15 protein-coding genes and 1 tRNA gene are annotated in these 16,561 nt (G+C 51.0%); 7 read left to right on the top strand and 9 right to left on the bottom strand.

Translation table 11 applies throughout. The features are described from left to right. Positions 1–36: 36 nt before the first annotated feature. The 3 genes from C9I92_RS17140 to fhuB all read left to right on the top strand — a co-directional run bounded on the left by C9I92_RS17140 (position 37) and on the right by fhuB (position 3,829). Complete coding sequence (locus C9I92_RS17140; protein WP_047886181.1) at positions 37–819, top strand: ABC transporter ATP-binding protein; 783 nt, start codon at positions 37–39, stop codon at positions 817–819. A 104-nt stretch (positions 820–923) separates the two neighbouring features. Next, a complete protein-coding gene (locus C9I92_RS17135) occupies positions 924–1,844 on the top strand; it encodes an iron-siderophore ABC transporter substrate-binding protein (protein ID WP_443147143.1) in 921 nt (306 codons plus the stop codon). Next, positions 1,844–3,829, top strand: a complete 1,986-nt coding sequence (gene fhuB / locus C9I92_RS17130) for a Fe(3+)-hydroxamate ABC transporter permease FhuB (RefSeq protein WP_107193889.1) — start codon at positions 1,844–1,846, stop codon at positions 3,827–3,829. Before C9I92_RS17135 ends, fhuB begins: the two co-directional genes overlap by 1 nt. A gap of 283 nt (positions 3,830–4,112) precedes the next feature. On the opposite strand, the gene C9I92_RS17125 is transcribed toward fhuB, so the two are convergent. Beyond that, the gene (locus C9I92_RS17125) at positions 4,113–5,051 is read right to left on the bottom strand and encodes a LysR family transcriptional regulator (protein WP_047886180.1); all 939 of its coding nucleotides are present in this window, start codon (positions 5,049–5,051) and stop codon (positions 4,113–4,115) included. Positions 5,052–5,248: 197 nt separating this feature from the next. On the opposite strand from C9I92_RS17125, the gene C9I92_RS17120 reads away from it, so the two are divergent. Beyond that, positions 5,249–6,505, top strand: a complete 1,257-nt coding sequence (locus tag C9I92_RS17120; RefSeq protein WP_047886179.1) for a D-amino acid dehydrogenase — start codon at positions 5,249–5,251, stop codon at positions 6,503–6,505. A gap of 191 nt (positions 6,506–6,696) precedes the next feature. On the opposite strand, the gene C9I92_RS17115 is transcribed toward C9I92_RS17120, so the two are convergent. After that, entirely contained in the window at positions 6,697–6,888 is a 192-nt protein-coding gene (locus C9I92_RS17115; RefSeq protein WP_047886178.1) for a hypothetical protein, read from the bottom strand. 200 nt (positions 6,889–7,088) lie between these two features. On the opposite strand from C9I92_RS17115, the gene C9I92_RS17110 reads away from it, so the two are divergent. Further along, positions 7,089–7,646, top strand: coding sequence for a hypothetical protein (locus tag C9I92_RS17110; protein ID WP_047886177.1), 558 nt, complete (start codon positions 7,089–7,091; stop codon positions 7,644–7,646). A 331-nt stretch (positions 7,647–7,977) separates the two neighbouring features. Here the strand turns inward: C9I92_RS17110 and C9I92_RS17105 are convergent, their stop codons facing one another. The 5 genes from C9I92_RS17105 to C9I92_RS17085 are packed head-to-tail and all read right to left on the bottom strand — an operon-like array spanning position 7,978 to position 12,693. Then, the gene (locus tag C9I92_RS17105; RefSeq protein WP_047886176.1) at positions 7,978–8,340 is read right to left on the bottom strand and encodes a cytochrome C oxidase subunit IV family protein; all 363 of its coding nucleotides are present in this window, start codon (positions 8,338–8,340) and stop codon (positions 7,978–7,980) included. Between the two features lie 48 nt (positions 8,341–8,388). Next, positions 8,389–9,084 carry a heme-copper oxidase subunit III family protein gene (locus C9I92_RS17100; RefSeq protein WP_084712628.1) on the bottom strand — a complete coding sequence of 232 codons (696 nt, stop codon included), beginning with the start codon at positions 9,082–9,084 and terminating at the stop codon, positions 8,389–8,391. 11 nt (positions 9,085–9,095) lie between these two features. Next, complete coding sequence (locus C9I92_RS17095) at positions 9,096–9,740, bottom strand: cytochrome c oxidase subunit 3 (protein WP_242551915.1); 645 nt, start codon at positions 9,738–9,740, stop codon at positions 9,096–9,098. Continuing rightward, the gene (gene ctaD, locus C9I92_RS17090) at positions 9,740–11,542 is read right to left on the bottom strand and encodes a cytochrome c oxidase subunit I (RefSeq protein WP_047886175.1); all 1,803 of its coding nucleotides are present in this window, start codon (positions 11,540–11,542) and stop codon (positions 9,740–9,742) included. The genes C9I92_RS17095 and ctaD overlap by 1 nt, the downstream gene beginning before the upstream one ends. Beyond that, positions 11,542–12,693: a cytochrome c oxidase subunit II gene (locus tag C9I92_RS17085; RefSeq protein ID WP_047886174.1), complete on the bottom strand. Its 1,152-nt coding sequence runs from the start codon at positions 12,691–12,693 to the stop codon at positions 11,542–11,544. The genes ctaD and C9I92_RS17085 overlap by 1 nt, the downstream gene beginning before the upstream one ends. A gap of 337 nt (positions 12,694–13,030) precedes the next feature. On the opposite strand from C9I92_RS17085, the gene C9I92_RS17080 reads away from it, so the two are divergent. After that, positions 13,031–13,954 (top strand): DUF808 domain-containing protein, encoded by a 924-nt coding sequence (locus tag C9I92_RS17080; RefSeq protein WP_047886173.1) that lies wholly within the window; start codon positions 13,031–13,033, stop codon positions 13,952–13,954. Between the two features lie 138 nt (positions 13,955–14,092). On the opposite strand, the gene C9I92_RS17075 is transcribed toward C9I92_RS17080, so the two are convergent. Next, positions 14,093–14,440 (bottom strand): hypothetical protein, encoded by a 348-nt coding sequence (locus C9I92_RS17075; RefSeq protein ID WP_053061894.1) that lies wholly within the window; start codon positions 14,438–14,440, stop codon positions 14,093–14,095. A 214-nt stretch (positions 14,441–14,654) separates the two neighbouring features. Here C9I92_RS17075 and C9I92_RS17070 point away from each other — a divergent pair. Further along, a tRNA-Ser gene (locus C9I92_RS17070) sits at positions 14,655–14,745 on the top strand. An 88-nt stretch (positions 14,746–14,833) separates the two neighbouring features. On the opposite strand, the gene C9I92_RS17065 is transcribed toward C9I92_RS17070, so the two are convergent. Further along, positions 14,834–15,895, bottom strand: a complete 1,062-nt coding sequence (locus tag C9I92_RS17065) for a linear amide C-N hydrolase (protein ID WP_053061893.1) — start codon at positions 15,893–15,895, stop codon at positions 14,834–14,836. Positions 15,896–16,561 lie beyond the last annotated feature (666 nt).

Here is a 16,561-nt window from a genome sequence, read left to right as displayed (position 1 = left end):
TATTTCAGTAACAGCCTTTTTGGGGAAGACTGAACCATGTTTGAACTGAATAATATACGTATGCATCGCGATGGCCGGGATATCCTGGCTATCGAGACACTGAACATCAAAAGTGATGCCTTGACGGTGGTACTTGGCCACAATGGCTCCGGAAAATCGACGTTGGTGAATCTGCTGTCGGGGCAGGTAGCTCCGGATGCCGGTACCGTCAGCCTGAACGGGCACCTTCTCACTGATTTGTCAGCTAAAGGACTGGCCCGCGAAATCGCATTCTTGCCGCAGAAACTGCCGGAAGTAGCCGGACTGACCGTCCGGGAGCTGGTTCGGCTAGGGCGTTTCCCGTGGCGGGGTACCTTTGGTCGCTGGCAGAAACAGGACAATGACATTATCAACGAGGCGATGGCACAGACCGGGACATTGCCTTTTGCTGATAGTCTCGCGGATCAGCTGTCCGGCGGGGAGCGCCAGCGGGCATGGGTCGCGATGTTGCTCGCTCAGCAGTCGCCGGTATTAATTCTGGATGAGCCGACCTCGGCGCTGGACATCAGTCATCAATACCAGCTGATGGCATTACTGGCCGACCTCAATGCCCGTACTGGCTGTGGAATTATCGTGATCCTGCACGATTTGAATCTGGCACTGCGTTATGCCACTGACATCGTGGCGCTGAAGCAGGGCCGAGTGGTGTTTAACGGCCCGAGCCGCGAGATGCTGAGTGAAGCGCAGCTGTCTGAACTGTACGGCACTGACATCAAACTGATTGATCATCCTGTTCCGGCGGCATCGTCACAATCCAATAAGGTAGCCGTGGTATGTTAATGCTTACTTCTCTATTTTCCCTCACAGGCTCGGATTCAGCCTCAAAATCAGCCGGTGGACCGCGTTCTTCATGGTTATCTGTGTCGCGGTTTTTCCCGTCACGGATTCGGCTGAACCGGTACATCAGGGCTGCGGTGATCGGTACGGGCTGTCTGATGAGCCTGCCGGGCGTCGCTGCTATCACTGTGACAGACAGCCGGGGACAGCATGAGCTGCAAACTCCGCCCAAACGCATTGTTGCACTGAACTGGGATCTGGCAGAGCAACTGCTGGAGCTGGATGTTGTGCCGGTTGGCGTGCCAAATATCAAAGATTACGGCGAGTGGGTGGTCAAGCCTGCGATGCCTGACGGGGTGGACGATCTTGGCACCCGCGCTGAGCCGAATATGGAAAAGCTGGCCGCGCTGAAGCCGGACTTGATCCTGGCGGCGACCCCGCAAAAAGACCTGATCCCGCGTCTGGAAAGCATCGCGCCAGTGCTGTATTACAGCACTTACAGTAAAGAGACCAACAGCGCCGAAATGGCGATTCAGAACTACCGCTACATCGCAGAAGCGGTGGGTAAATCCACGCTGGCGGAGCAAAAATTGGCCGCGATGGATGCCCGTTTTGCAGAGCTGAAAACCCAGTTGACCACGGCATTTGGTGAACCGTTGCCAAAAGTGGCGGCGATGCGCTTTGCCAACAAGACCTCGGTGTACATCTACGGTGAGAACTCCACCACCGAATACGCGTTGCAGAAGCTGGGCTTGCAAACGGCCTTGCCGCAGCCTGCGACGGAATGGGGCATTGTGCAAAAGCGGATTACCGATTTACAGCATGTCGGCAATGGTTATGTACTGTATTTTGAGCCGTTTAATGATGCCGAGGCATTGAAGAAATCCGTACTGTGGAAAGCGATGCCGTTTGTACGTCTGAATCATGTTAACAGTGTGCCATCGGTCTGGAATTATGGCGGCGCGATGTCGATTCGCTATATCGGCGAGGGAATGGCACAAAGCCTGCTGGAGATCGCACCGAAATAATGTCTCGTTCAATGACTTATGTGCCATTTCTGACGCTGGGCCTGGGCCTGGGCCTGGGCCTGCTGGCTGCAGGCAGTCTGCAAATTGGCAATGATGTAACACTGGCTCGACAGATTGATTTGCTGTTTGGTACACCGGCGGAAGAATTTGCCGATTTTGCTTTTGTTTACGCTCAGTTGCCGCGAATGGTGATGGCAGTGATGGTGGGCGCGATGTTGGGGCTGGTGGGCAGCCTGATGCAGCAGCTGACCCAGAATTCACTGACCTCGCCGCTGACGCTGGGAACCTCCTCCGGTGCCTGGCTGGCGCTGATTATTCTGAATGTCTGGTTTCCTGATAATGCCGCCGATTTGCAGGCACTGGTGGCGATGGTCGGGGCGATGTCGGCGCTGTTGTTGGTCATTACCATTGCCGGGCCGCGTAATATGACCGGTTTACCACTGGTACTGGCCGGAATGGTGGTGAATATCCTGTTGGGTGCCTTGGCGACAGCCATCATTCTGCTTAACGAGCAATATGCGCAGAATGTGTTTATCTGGGGAGCCGGTGATTTAACCCAGAATGGCTGGGAGTGGGTGCAATGGCTATGGCCGCGGCTGACAGTGTCGGTGCTGATCCTGCTGTTCGCACCGCGGGTACTGACGTTGATGCGGTTAGGTCATCAGGGAGCAGCAGCCCGCGGCTTGAACGTGATCCCGATGTTTATCCTGCTGATCGGGCTGGGATTGTGGCTGGTGGCGGCTTCAATCACTGCGGTAGGCGTGATCAGTTTTATCGGGTTGTTGACCCCTAACATAGCTCGCGCAGTAGGGGCTCGTACTCCGCGTACTGAGCTGTTGGTGAGTATGTTTCTCGGTAGCCTGCTGCTCCTGCTCACTGACAGCGCTGCCCTCTGGCTGAGCCAATGGACAACGGATGCTCTGCCAAGTGGCACAACGGCTGCTGCTATCGGCGCGCCGGCGCTGATTTGGTTTGCCCGGCGCAAACTCAAAGCGCAGGATCAATTGTCGATCAAACTCCCGCCAAGCAGTGATCGGCTGGCAACCGCAACGCTTCCTGTGCTGGGTCTGATGATTATCGGGCTGGCGGCGCTGAGCCTGACATACCATCCCGCCGAGTCGGGTGCTTCTTTTGCGTTACCGGGGGACTATCAGTGGGCACTGCGCTGGCCGCGGTTGCTGACTGCATTGTGTGCTGGTGTCGGGTTGGCCCTGGCCGGGACCATTTTGCAGCGGCTGATTTATAACCCGCTTGCCAGCCCGGATATTCTCGGGATCTCTGCAGGGGCGACGTTTGCCCTAGTGGCCAGCAGTATTTTTCTCGGCAACAGTATCTTTGCCGCCGGATCGCTGACTGCATTTATTGGCAGTATGGCGGTACTGGCTGTGATTTTGCTGCTGGGACGACGCCATCAGTTTGCCCCGTCCAGTATGATTCTGATTGGAATTGCCGTCAGTGCGCTGATTGAAGCGCTGGTTCAGTTTGCCCTGGCTCGGGGAACGGAAGACAGCTACAGCATCATCAGCTGGCTGGCAGGGTCAACCTACCGGGTAACGCCGGAGAAAGCCCTGCTGTTGATGGCCGTGGTGGCGGCTCTGACAGCCTTCACGCTGGCGACATCCCGCTGGTTAACGCTGATTTCCGCTGGGCGGAAGTTTGCGTCTGCACGAGGGCTGAATGTGCAACTGACCAGTGTGATTCTGCTTGGCGTGGTGGCGCTGCTGTGCGGATCGGTGACGGCGACAATGGGGCCGGTGGCCTTCATCGGATTGCTGGCGCCACACATGGCAGTGATGCTGGGGGCAAAAGTGGTGAAGTCACAACTGACGGTGGCGGCGCTGGTGGGAGGCTGCTTGATGGTATTTGCTGACTGGTTGGGGCAAGTGATGCTGTACCCTATGCAGATCGCCGCAGGTACGCTGGTGTCTGTGATAGGTGGCAGTTACTTCCTGTTGCTGCTGATCCGGGGGCGTAGCCACACCTGATTGGGCTTCTGAAAGTTTTACCTGAACGCTTTACCTGAAAGTTTGACCTTGAAACCTGCACCTGAACTTGTATCTGAAACCTCGACGTCAAGTGTTTACGTCGCGACGTTACAGACAATGGCTCCGTAAGACGGAGCCATTTTTTTATCCGGTGACACAGGTTGCAGAGCAGTACTATGTCAGTACTACGATGTCAGCACTGCGATTTCAGCACTACTATGTCAGTACAACCCGACAGCACAGCTCGGCAACACAATCCGAAATTCTGCAGAGGAAACGGGGCTTAGTCGCTTAAACCGGCGTCGGATGCCACCCCTTTCAGCCAGTGGCAGAAGGCATCAATCGCCGGGTTGGTACGGTGCTGAAACAGATAGTATCCGGCTTGTGCAGGCACCGGCTCAAACGGAGAAACCAATGAGCTGCGTGTTCCGGATGTCGCTTGCTCTGGTGTTTTCACCTGAGTTTGGACTTGGAATGGACTGATCAACGCCCGTCGAGCCATGGCAATCCCCAGCCCGGCCTCTGCGGCAGCCATTGCCATATCGGTTCGGTTGAAATAGTGCCCCTGGGTGTTTTCGTAGGCCCAGCCCTGACTGTCAAACCAGAAACGCCATTCATCGTCTTTATCGGCTCCCTGCCACGGCATCGCATCGTGCAGCAGGGTGACATTCTGCCAGCTTTTAGGCAGATGCCAGTCAGCGCCGGAAAAATAATCCGGGCTCATCACCGGTACCAGATACTCTTCCATCAACAGTTTGGCCTTTGCCGGTGCATTGGCAGACTGGCAGTAATCAATGATCAGATCGACACCGGAATCTCGGTGATCAACCAGTGCGCCATCGGCAAAGGTCAGTACCTTGATGTCAGGATGCAGGCGATAAAAATCCTGTAATCGCGGCACCAGCCATTTAAATGCAAACGACGGTGTGAGCTTGAGCCGTACTTCATTGTTCTGCGAGGGCCCTTGTAACTGCTCCAGCACTTTTTCGATGGCTTCAATGCTGTTATTGACCACCATATACAGCTGTTTCCCCTCCGGCGTCAGGGTCAGGCCGCGCGAATGGCGTTCAAACAGAGTTAAATCTAACCGCTGTTCTAACAGCTTGATCTGCTGGCTTAATGCCCCGGTTGTCAAATGCAGCTGTTTCGCAGCCTGAGTCAGGCTTCCGTGACGGGCTACGGCCTCGAAGGTTGCCAGTCCGGCGAATGTGGCGCTTTTCATGTGTCAGACGAATTCCTGATAGATTTTATGGGTTTGTTTGACTGACTCGGTAAGACAAACAGAATCCGGATTTTAAAGGTTTTAGAAAAACTAAATACTGCTGTTAAATAATATCGATTGTTAGGGAAATGTAAATCCCGCATTCTTCACTCGTTTTCATTTATACCAATAAGAATCAGCCATAAGTGAGGAAAGGGATGGAAGTTATCGTATTAGGTAGTGGCGTTGTCGGTCTGACATCAGCCTGGTTTTTACGTCAGGCAGGTCACGATGTGACTGTGATCGACCGTCAGCCACGCAGCGCAGAAGAAACCAGTTTTGCTAATGCCGGCCAGATTTCTTACGGCTACTCATCGCCGTGGGCTGCTCCGGGTATTCCGACCAAAGCGATCAAATGGCTGATGCAAAAACACGCGCCGTTTAAAGTACAACCTTCAGCGTCACCTGAGCTGTACCGTTGGGCGGCACAAATGTTGGTGAACTGTAGCTACCGTCACTATCAGGTGAACAAATCACGTATGCTGCGCATCGCGAACTACAGCCGTGACTGCCTGATTGACCTGCGCAAATCACACGATCTGAATTACGAAGGCCGTCAGCAAGGTACGCTGCAGGTGTTCCGTACCGAAGCTCAGCTGGAAGCTGTGAAGAAAGACATCGAAGTACTGGCTGAAAGCGGCACGCGTTTCGAAGAAATGGACGTGGCGGGCTGTATCGCTGTGGAACCAGGTCTGGAAGGCGTGAAGCACAAGCTGGTGGGTGGTCTTCGCTTGCCTGACGATGAAACGGGTGACTGCTACCTGTTCTGTCAGCAACTGACTGACATGGCTGAAAAAGCCGGTGTGAAATTCCTGTTCAACACACAAGTTGAGCGTCTGGTGGAAGAAAACGGTCAGATCCGTGGCGTTCACACCGACAAAGGTCTGCTGAAAGCTGACAACTATGTTGTTGCAATGGGCAGCTTCTCACCGCAGCTTCTGTCACCAATGGGTATCAAACTGCCGGTTTACCCTGTTAAAGGTTACTCACTGACAATGCCTGTTACCAATGAAAGCGAAGCACCGGTTTCAACGGTAATGGATGAAACTTACAAAGTGGCCATGACACGTTTCGATGACCGTATTCGTGTTGCCGGTACTGCAGAGCTGGCTGGTTTTAACTACAACTTGCCACAGAAGCGTAAAGAAACCATCGCGATGGTTATCAGCGACCTGTTCCCGAACGGTGGCGATATCAGCAAAGCGGAATACTGGACTGGCCTGCGCCCAATGACGCCGGACGGTACCCCAATTATCGGTAAAACGCACATCAAGAACCTGTACACCAACACAGGTCACGGTACTCTGGGCTGGACGATGGCGTGTGGTTCTGCTCGTCTGCTGGCTGACATCGTGAGCGGTAAGCAAACGGATATCGACTCAACAGGTCTGGATGTATCTCGTTACGCTAACTAAGCTGACGGGGTATTAAGAAGCTAACGAGGTTAATGTTGCAGTGATGCGTCAGTGGTATTCGCTGATGCATCATATGAAAGTAGCTTTTGAGTAGCTTTTGATCGTAGCTTCTATCTCGTCCGTGATAACGACCATACAAAAAAACGCTGGTTACCTTAACCAGCGTTTTTTTATTTTTTGGCAGGCAAGAATCAGCAATTGCCTTTCTTGGCTTGGCCCGGAGGGCAGAAGCCGCCACCGTGGCTGTGTGGACCGCCGTAATCACGATCATTGGTGGTTGCGCGAATATTAACGCCGTCAACTTCACCTTCAACATGTGTCAGTTGGCAGCCTGTGGTTGTCAGCACCATCAGCATTGCTGCAAACATCGCCATTTTTTTCATTGTCATTACCTGTAATGGATAAGAGCCATTGGTTTCAGTATGTTGTCAGCACATATTGTAAACGGTGATCTTCGCCAGAAATGTCAGGGAAATGTCAGGGTGAATCGGCACCAGTAAGAGGCAGATTGCCCATACGTTTTGACGTCAATGTAGTAAAATTATTAACACACCCGTCAATATCGAAATGTCAGGAGGCCGAAATGATTCGGGTCTTTTACATTAGCGATGACTTAGACGACCTTGAGTTAGTGGAATATGAATTAGAACTGAGCGGGATAGGCTCTTCACAAATCCACGTACTTACCGACAATGATGCCGAGGTTGCCAGCCATCATCACCTGCATCCGGTGAAATCTTTTTTGCGCAATGATGTGATTCATTCAACGGAAATTGGAGCTGTTATTGGGGTAGCCGCTTCCGGGCTGATTTTATTTTTTGCGTATATGTCAGGCGTGACCGACACCGTAGGTTGGTTGCCGTTTATTATGTTGGCAATTGTTGTACTGGGATTTATTACCTGGGAAGGCGGGCTGTTTGGTTTTCAGGAGCTGCATTATCAGTTCAGGAAATTCAAGCAGGTGCTGAAATCCGGTCGCCATGTTCTGATGGTGGACGTTGAGCCCGAGCAGGAGTTGACGCTGGCGAACGTAACGCTGGCGCATAATAAGCTGCAGCCTGCCGGTACCGGTAAATCGCCACCGCGATGGTTGGTCTCACTGCATAACCGCTGGGACAGGTTTCTGCATGTGATGCCGTAAAGTAGATAAGTAGATGTGACTGGTGAGCCAGACGTAATTCGTAGTTAGAATTAATTGTTAGATAGAATTAATTGTTAGATAGAATTAATTGTTAGATAGAAGTAATTGTTAGGAGCCGTTGATTGTTAGAATCAACCAGATTACGTACAACGAGCTTACAAATAGAAACTCCCCCTGCTATTTGCTGGGGGAGTTTTTTGTGGGTTCCGCGAGGTCATTCCGGATTTCTGACGTTTCTTCTAATATCGACTTCATCTCGAATATCGATGACGGCGATGATATCGACAATGCCTCTGATATTAAGTGTCAGAGTGAATTCAGCTAAGAGTGTTCAGCCTGATAATGTTGTAAAGAAAAACTCGCGGAGCTGGAAAATGTAGTCAGCTTCAGTCGCCATGAGGCCGATTAATACCAACAATACCAGCGGCGGCAGAAAGATCGTATAAACCAGTGCCAGCCTTTCCCAGCGCATGTGCATGAATACTGCAGCGATCAGCCCGGCTTTCAGTGCCATAAACAGCAGGATCAGGCTCCAGCGCAACAACCCTTCCAGATGAAAATAATCCACCAGGTAGGACATGGTGCTGAGAAAAAACAGCATCAGCCAGACCTTCAGGTAGATGCCAATCGGGTGTCGCTGCCCCTGAGCGGTGTGGCCGGAACCTGTTTCGGTTGGCGAAGTGGTATTGTACATACATCCTCCTTGCTGCCGGACTGGTTTAACATTCGATGAAAGCGGGTATCACCACAGATAGAACAACGCGAAGATGAATACCCAGACCAAATCTACAAAGTGCCAGTACAGACCAGCAATTTCGACGATTTCGTAATTGCCCCGCCGCTCATAGTCACCCCGTAACACTTTTAAGGCGACGGTTAGCAGATAAATGACCCCGACACTGACATGTAACCCATGAAAGCCAGTGATCATAAAGAAACTGGCACCAAACTGGGCTGCACCGCTTTCATTCCCCCAGGGACGGAAACCTTCTGCAATCAGTTTGCTCCATTCAAAGGCCTGCATGCCGACAAAACTCATGCCGAGCAGAGCAGTGATCACCATCAGCAGGGCAGTCATTTCCCGCCGTTTCTGATACCCGAAATTCACCGCCATCGCCATGGTGCCGCTGCTGGTGATCAGGATAAAGGTCATGATGGCGATCAGGATCAGCGGTATCGACTGTCCTCCAATGGTCAGGGCGAATACTTCACTGGGCAACGGCCAGGGATCTGTGGTGGTCATCCGTACTGACATATACCCGACCAGAAAACAGCTGAAGACGAAAATATCGCTGAGCAGGAAAATCCACATCATGGCTTTCATGGGCGAGATGTGAAATACCGCCTTATCACCGGCATAATCTTCAATAATGGATGCCCACTGACCGTCGTCGGGCAATGTGTCTGTGGTAACCGTACGGGAGGCAGGTTCATTCATAATGGGAATCCTCAGGTAAAGCGCAGCAGTCCGAGCAGAAACAGCCAGACGAACAGCAGAAAATGCCAGTAGCGGGTACACAGTCGAAGCGCCGGGTTCAGTTTGTTACGCTGACCGCGAAAGGCTTGCCAGACCACCCAGCCAAGGGCGAGCAGGCCGCCCAGCACATGCAGTCCGTGCATACCGGTTAACAGATAAAAAAAACTGCTGGCCGGATTGCTGCTGACTCCCAGTCCGCTGTCTATCAGAGACTGCCAGGCCCATAACTGTGAGGCGATAAATGCCAGTGTAAACAGGACGGTCATCCTCAGCAGGGTAATGCTCGCACGAAGAGAAGGCAGTAGGGTTGATTGGCGGTAGCACAAATGCATGGTGATACAGCTCATCACCAGCATGGCAGTGCTGATGCCAAGCTGCCACGGTTCATTGAGCGTCTGCCAGTCAGGCAGGGTCATGCGTATCCGGTAAGCGGCGGTAAACAGCAGAAACATCACGGTTATGACCATCATGAGTACCCACAGTCCGGTGGATGCGGGAGGTGTGATGCCGCGTGGGATGTACCGCGCATCCGGGTCTGTGGTCAGCGTCGCCAGTCGCATTGTTACTTCGGGCTTAGACTGCGGTGAAGATGCCGGTTTGGAATCGGGATTGGCCATCATCGCTCCTTATTTGCTTTGACGGGGGTATCCGGGCCACCCCCTTTTGAAGCTGCAGTGGGGGATTCTGGCTCAGGACTTTCCGTAACGGGGTGTTGCGGTTCTGTCTGCGGAATGAAGTCTCGGTCATGACCCGGCACGCTGAAATCGTACGCCCAGCGATACACCACTGGCAGAGAATCGCCCCAGTTGCCGTGGCCGGGTGGGGTTTGTGGTGTGAACCATTCCAGTGAGGTGGCTTTCCACGGGTTACTGTCAGCGACTTTGCCGTATTTTCGGCTCCAGAACATGTTAAACAGAAAAATCAGCTGGCCCGCGCCGACAACCAGCGCCGCAATGGTGATGAATGCATTCAGACTTTGGGCAGACTCCGGAATAAAGGTGTAATTCTCATAGGCGTAATACCGGCGGGGCATGCCCATGATGCCGAGGTAGTGCATCGGAAAGTAAATGGCGTAAGTGCCAATAAAGGTGATCCAGAAGTGGATATGTCCCAGTGCCGGATTGAGCATGCGACCGGTGACTTTGGGATACCAGTGATAGATACCGCCGTAAATCACCAGAATCGGGGAAACCCCCATGACCATATGGAAATGTGCCACCACAAAGTAGGTATCAGACAGCGGAATATCGACCACCACATTACCCAGGAACAGTCCGGTCAGCCCCCCGATAATAAAGGTGCTCATAAAAGCAATGGCAAACAGCATCGGCAGGCTGAGATGAATATCACCGTTCCACAGTGTCAGCAGCCAGTTATAGACTTTGATTGCAGTGGGAACGGCGATCACTAGCGTTGTGGTCGCAAAAAAGAAACCGAAATACGGGTTCATCCCGCTGACATACATATGGTGCGCCCACACAATAAAACTAAGCGCTGCAATACCCACAATGGCCCACACCATCATCCGATAGCCGAAAATGTTTTTTCGGGCATGAATACTGATGAGATCAGACACAATCCCGAACGCGGGCAGGGCAACGATGTAAACTTCAGGGTGGCCGAAGAACCAGAAAAGGTGCTGGAACAGAATCGGGCTGCCGCCGCCGTAATCGGCCTGTTGTCCCATGGAAATGACGGCGGGCATGAAAAAGCTGGAGCCCAGCAGTTTATCGAACAGCATCATGATGGCGCTGACCAGCAGGGCAGGGAACGCTAATAAAGCCATCACAGATGCGGTAAATATTCCCCATACTGTTAGCGGCAGGCGCAGCAGCGTCATACCCTGGGTACGCGCCTGCAAAACCGTCGTGACATAGTTCAGGCCGCCCATCGTCGCGGCAACGATGAAGACCGCCAGAGAAATCAGCATCAGCACGATGCCCCAATCGGTACCGGGTGTACCGGGTAAAATGGCCTGAGGCGGGTAAAGCGTCCAGCCTGCGCCGGTCGGGCCGCCAGAGACAAAAAAGCTGGCAACCAGAATCAGTGACGCAACCAGATAGAACCAGTAGCTCAGCATGTTGAGAAACGGGAATACCATGTCTCGCGCGCCAACCATGAGTGGTATCAGATAATTCCCAAATCCGCCTAAAAATAGGGCCGTCAGCAGGTAAACCACCATGATCATCCCGTGCAGGGTCAGTGACTGGTAATAAGTATGTACATCAATAAAATCAAATTGGCCGGGAAAGCCGATTTGCAGACGCATCAGCCATGACAGCACCAATGCGATAAAACCCATCGCGATTGCGGTCAGCGAGTACTGAATCGCAATCACTTTATGATCCTGACTCCAGACGTATTTTGTCCAGAAGGACTGGGGATGAGCTTTGGGGGCATAGTCACTGGTGTCAAACATTACTCGGCTCCTTCTGACTGGTTACTGCCTGTCGGTTCCCCGGAAGGCGGCGGAGCAGAAATCGCTTTGATATAGGCAATCAGGGCATCCACTTCCTGATCGGAGAACTGGTAAACCGGCATAATACTCGGAAACCCTTTGACGATTTCGGCACTGGCATTGAGGATCGACTTTCTGAGATAGGCGTCATCGACCTTGACGTTCGTGTCGTCCGACAGCGTTTCGGTTTTGCCGTATAAGCCTAGCCAGGTTGGTCCCACGCCGGGTTTACCGTCCAGACTGTGGCAGCCGATGCATCCGTTCACTTCAGACAGTGTTTTGCCCATTGCCACAAGATCGGTTACTTCGCCAGCCTCTTTAGGCTGCTGCGTCTGGGCAAAGGTTGGTTGTTGTGCCAGCCAGCGGCCGAATGCCGCATCGTCTTCAACCACGACCCGGCCTCGCATGTTGAAGTGGCCGACACCACAGAGCTCCGCACAGAGGATGTCAAAGGTGCCGCGTTGGGTCGGGGTAAACCAGAAATGGCTCACGGTGCCGGGCACCAGATCCATCTTGGCGCGAAACTGAGGAACGTTGAAATCGTGCAGCACGTCTTTGGAGCGGAGCAGCACCTTATACGGGGTATAAAGGGGTAAATGCAGTTCAGGGCTGACGATGATTTTGTCATCGGCAGAAGCCGGATCATTCGGATCCAGCCCCAGCGGGTTGCCGGGGGAGACAAAACTGATACTGGATTTTCCCAGTTGATCATCGTCGCCGGGAAAACGAAAGCTCCATTTCCATTGCTCCCCCACAACTTCAATGATTTTAGCGTCGTCCGGCACACTGACAAATTTGGCGTAAACGAACAGGCCCGGAGCCAGCAGGCCGATAATCCCTATGGTAGTCAGTCCTATCAGCCAATGTTCCAGGCGTTTGTTATCCGGCTGATAAGAGGAAGTGTGGCCTTTACGATGGCGAAAGCGAATCACTAACCAGGCGATAAGCAGGTTAATGCCGATAAAAAACGCCCCGGTAATGACAATAGTCAGTGTCAGGGCGTCATCAATTTCCCCCCAGTTTGAAGCAGCAGGCGTTAACCACCAGGGGCTGAGGAAGTGGAATGCGATTGAAGCTATGACAATCACAATCAGGGCAATGGCAATTGCCATAGGCACAAAACCTCGCACAAGCCAGCTGTGTCCTTGGCAATGAGCCTTATGATTAACCGGGAACCCCTAAAGTGACATAACCCAATGAGCAGTCAGGTAATTTATGTCTAGCTACATAAACAAATAATGGTAATATCCTGTTACATTTTAGTGGGCGTTTGCTGTCATCGCGAGATAATCAGCAAAAATAAAATTGTTCACTAAGGTGTGTTGGCCTTTCAGGATGGCGCTTATCAGGGCCTGTCGGGATGCTTTTCTACTGAACGATTTTCCGCCACGAAAGGCTAACTGGCCCTATGGTTAGAAACAGTAATATCGATAAATATTGAGGTGTCTGGTGGCTGGAGCAAGTTTATTAACCCTGTTAGATGACATCGCAACGGTACTGGATGATGTCGCAGTCATGAGTAAGGTCGCGGCGCGAAAAACAGCAGGGGTGTTGGGTGATGACTTAGCCTTGAACGCACAGCAAGTGGCTGGTGTCCGGGCTGAACGAGAAATTCCTGTCGTCTGGGCAGTGGCCAAAGGGTCGTTTCGGAACAAGCTCATTCTGGTGCCGGCAGCCTTGCTCATCAGTGCCTTTGCGCCTTGGCTGATCATGCCGATGCTGCTCATGGGGGGGCTGTTTTTGTGTTTTGAAGGCTTCGAAAAGGTGCTCGAAAAAGTGCTGCACCCTGCTCGCCCTGAAGAGTCTGATCAGTTGGAGATGATGGATGCGGCTGAGGATCTGGTTGAATTCGAACGCAATAAGATCCAGGGGGCAATCCGTACGGATTTTATCCTTTCTGCTGAGATCATCGTGATTGCCCTCGGGACGGTGCAGGAGGTGCCTATTCTGACCCAGGTGCTTGTGGTCAGTGCTATTGCTATCGTTATGACCATCGGAGTTTACGGGCTGGTGGCCGGCATTGTTAAGCTTGATGATCTCGGGTTGTATCTGGAAAAACGGAGTGAACCGGGAACGTTTAAGCGTGGGATCGGCAACAGCCTGATAAAATCAGCACCATATCTGATGAAGACGCTGGCCGTTGTGGGCACTATCGCCATGTTCCTGGTCGGGGGAGGTATTGTGGTGCACAGCATGCCACACTCGCACATTATTCTGGACCATCTGGCTGAGCGGGCATCGGTGGTGCCGGGCGGTAGCTGGATGTTACCGGCGTTTGTTAACGCGGCTGTGGGTCTGTTTAGTGGGGCTGTTGTGTTGGTGGTTGTTAAGATGTTCAGCCGTCTGAAATCGACGTTCGTGGCGGCTAAATAAGTACAATAAAACTGATTCAATAACCTCTATCCAATAAACAAGGCGTTCAAAATGAGCGCCTTGTTTATTTGCTCCGCATAAAAGAAGCAGAAAATGCCTGAGCGGGTGTCTGGAGAAAGGCTTTAACCCAGTTACCGGTTATTTCGTCAGAATCGATTCCAGCGACGCCTCTTCCATGAACAGCGCATTTTTCTTGTAGAAAAAACTGCGGCATTCATGGCGTGCTGGCTTGGTAAATGATTTATCAACCTGATAAGGCGTGCCTTTCGCCATTCTCCACATAAATTGCTCTGCGGCCTGATCAAATTGCTTTTCGTCCAGCTCTGGAATGGGATGCATAAAAATAAATCGCGTCAGACCGGACTTTATATCGGCTTCAAGATGGTGTCTGCTGACTTCACGGAAGCCAAATACGGACGCCTCCGGTTCAATGCCGCCAGGCAAAAGATGTGCAGGGAGCGTCAGAGTCGCTTGAACGAGGGACATTGTTCCTCCTTATCATTGAATTTATCCGTCATCTTGGCATAACAAGCATGATTCGTTTCAATTAATATGCGCTATGTTGGTCACTGTTTGCCAGTGTCTATTTACAAAATGAAGCAAAAATCAACAAATGTCCCCTTGGTGGCGGCTAAGTAATCACTTGGTTTCTATGTGCCTTTACAACCTGAACGGACTCCATTACTATGCCTGCACTTACGGAGAGATGGCTGAGTGGTTGAAAGCACCGGTCTTGAAAACCGGCATACGTTAATAGCGTATCTAGGGTTCAAATCCCTATCTCTCCGCCACATTAAAAAAAGCCGCTGTTTAACAGCGGCTTTTTTGTATCTGAAATTTGGCTCATCCAACCCATACAAATCCAATTTTTCTGAGCTCTTAGAGAGCTAGTCCTTGGAATTTAAAGGGCTTGGCGTCATGAAAATGTGCTGAGACTTCGCCCGCGTAGATTTGGCCGGATGAGACATCCAGCATTTTTGCCGAACTGCTTTCGGAAAAATCCAACTGTTTCAAATCTACCCAGAAAGTGTTGGGTGAGAGAACTGTTTCAAAGGTATATCGTAAATTTGTCTGATCGGCGACGACTCGCCATTGAGTGCTGGACAAATTCGGATGGCCCGCGATGGAATAGCCATACGGTACTGAGGTATGACGCATGATGCTCATGAGAACGGCTGTCGCCACGCGTTCATCATCCGTTTTTGGGGTATTGTTGATAAAGTAATTCGCTCTGACAAATCGATCGGATGATTTTACCGTACCCGGCATAAAATCAGAGCCGCTAATGGTTTGCCAGTACTTCTGAATTGCTAATTGTTCAGGGTACGGCGGATCGTTTGTCATGACGAGATAATCGGGGTTGTGATGAATCACCAGTTTCCCGTCAATATACTCCAAAATGGCACTGTCACCCGTAGCATCCGAGATAGACATATGCACCGTAGTCATTTTCTGTGTGCCCGGAATCATGTCCGTGACGACAACAAATGACTCTTTTGATAATTGTTCTACTGACTCAGCAACTGTTGCAAAGTTATCTAACACATATTGCGCCCACATCGAAATAGCCAAACCAGGATGAGTTGACGAAGGTGCTGACTCCGGATAGCGACTTTCCAGTAACCACAGCAAATTCGCGACTAACCCTTTCTCATTCATTCCGTCTGTTGTGGCAATATCCCAAGAACTGGCGATCAGACTGCCATATTTTGACTTCCATTGAACGGAATGCGGACCCACACTACCGTCTCTGTCCATTCCTTTTGGAAACAGCCACAGATTGGCCGGAATAGGCAGGCTAAAATCCATGTTTCTTCCTGTCATGACCAGGTTCTCTGTTCCTTTGTAGATCACCCGGGTACAGGCCTGAGCCGTATTAATTATTGCTCCTGTCCCTAGGGTAAGGGCAATGCCCATCAGGACTTTTTTGATGTTATTCATTGTATCCTCTGGCAAGAATTGTGAATTGAGGGCAGCTTTTTACATATATTAGAATATCGAACCAAACCCATAAATGGGAGATTTAATTCTCTGAAATAAGAAGATTGATTTTAATTTATCTTCCTAATTTGATAGATGTTTACGGTATAAAATAAATATGAGAATAGTCAGTTATTTAATATGGCTTGATACCTGTTTTTTTAAAGTGGGCTTGTTTTTAAAAAATAAATATAAATTAGTGATCTATCATTTTTATTAAAATGATTTCAATTAAGTCATTTTAGGAAAGTCAGTCAATAAAACCGTACCAGTCCAATGAAAAGCAGTCTTCGTGGTATGGCTCGGCAGTGAGGAAAGGATGCTGTCTTTCTTTATCTGTGATCTCACGGTGTTGCTGCCTCTATCTCAGTACTACAGTTACTTCACTTGAGTGCTCAACCGTGCCTGCCGTTATTGGGGTGAGACAGTGAATTTTAGATTCTCTTGAAATACACCCTCTTTTCTGTTTTTTCAAATGTTTGCTGGGTGTTTGCTGGGTGTTTTTTAGTTGTGTTGTGTCTCAGCAAAGTGACTCAATAGCCGGGCGTATCAAGAAAGGAATGATGTGACTTCACGATTTGGTTCATGATTATTAGGTGAGCTAAGCGCCGAAATACATCATTACTG

The sequence above is a fragment of the Photobacterium ganghwense genome (assembly GCF_003025595.1).
GTDB classification, from domain to species: domain Bacteria; phylum Pseudomonadota; class Gammaproteobacteria; order Enterobacterales; family Vibrionaceae; genus Photobacterium; species Photobacterium ganghwense.
This window is presented reverse-complemented; position numbering and strand designations above follow the sequence as displayed.

Coding starts and splice junctions, on each gene's coding strand:
- C9I92_RS17140 (WP_047886181.1), top strand. CDS start 37: ATGTTTGAACTGAATAATATACGTATGCATCGCGATGGCCGGGATATC.
- fhuB (WP_107193889.1), top strand. CDS start 1,844: ATGTCTCGTTCAATGACTTATGTGCCATTTCTGACGCTGGGCCTGGGC.
- C9I92_RS17125 (WP_047886180.1), bottom strand. CDS start 5,051: ATGAAAAGCGCCACATTCGCCGGACTGGCAACCTTCGAGGCCGTAGCC.
- C9I92_RS17120 (WP_047886179.1), top strand. CDS start 5,249: ATGGAAGTTATCGTATTAGGTAGTGGCGTTGTCGGTCTGACATCAGCC.
- C9I92_RS17115 (WP_047886178.1), bottom strand. CDS start 6,888: ATGAAAAAAATGGCGATGTTTGCAGCAATGCTGATGGTGCTGACAACC.
- C9I92_RS17110 (WP_047886177.1), top strand. CDS start 7,089: ATGATTCGGGTCTTTTACATTAGCGATGACTTAGACGACCTTGAGTTA.
- C9I92_RS17105 (WP_047886176.1), bottom strand. CDS start 8,340: ATGTACAATACCACTTCGCCAACCGAAACAGGTTCCGGCCACACCGCT.
- C9I92_RS17100 (WP_084712628.1), bottom strand. CDS start 9,084: ATGAATGAACCTGCCTCCCGTACGGTTACCACAGACACATTGCCCGAC.
- C9I92_RS17095 (WP_242551915.1), bottom strand. CDS start 9,740: ATGGCCAATCCCGATTCCAAACCGGCATCTTCACCGCAGTCTAAGCCC.
- ctaD (WP_047886175.1), bottom strand. CDS start 11,542: ATGTTTGACACCAGTGACTATGCCCCCAAAGCTCATCCCCAGTCCTTC.
- C9I92_RS17085 (WP_047886174.1), bottom strand. CDS start 12,693: ATGGCAATTGCCATTGCCCTGATTGTGATTGTCATAGCTTCAATCGCA.
- C9I92_RS17075 (WP_053061894.1), bottom strand. CDS start 14,440: ATGTCCCTCGTTCAAGCGACTCTGACGCTCCCTGCACATCTTTTGCCT.
- C9I92_RS17065 (WP_053061893.1), bottom strand. CDS start 15,895: ATGAATAACATCAAAAAAGTCCTGATGGGCATTGCCCTTACCCTAGGG.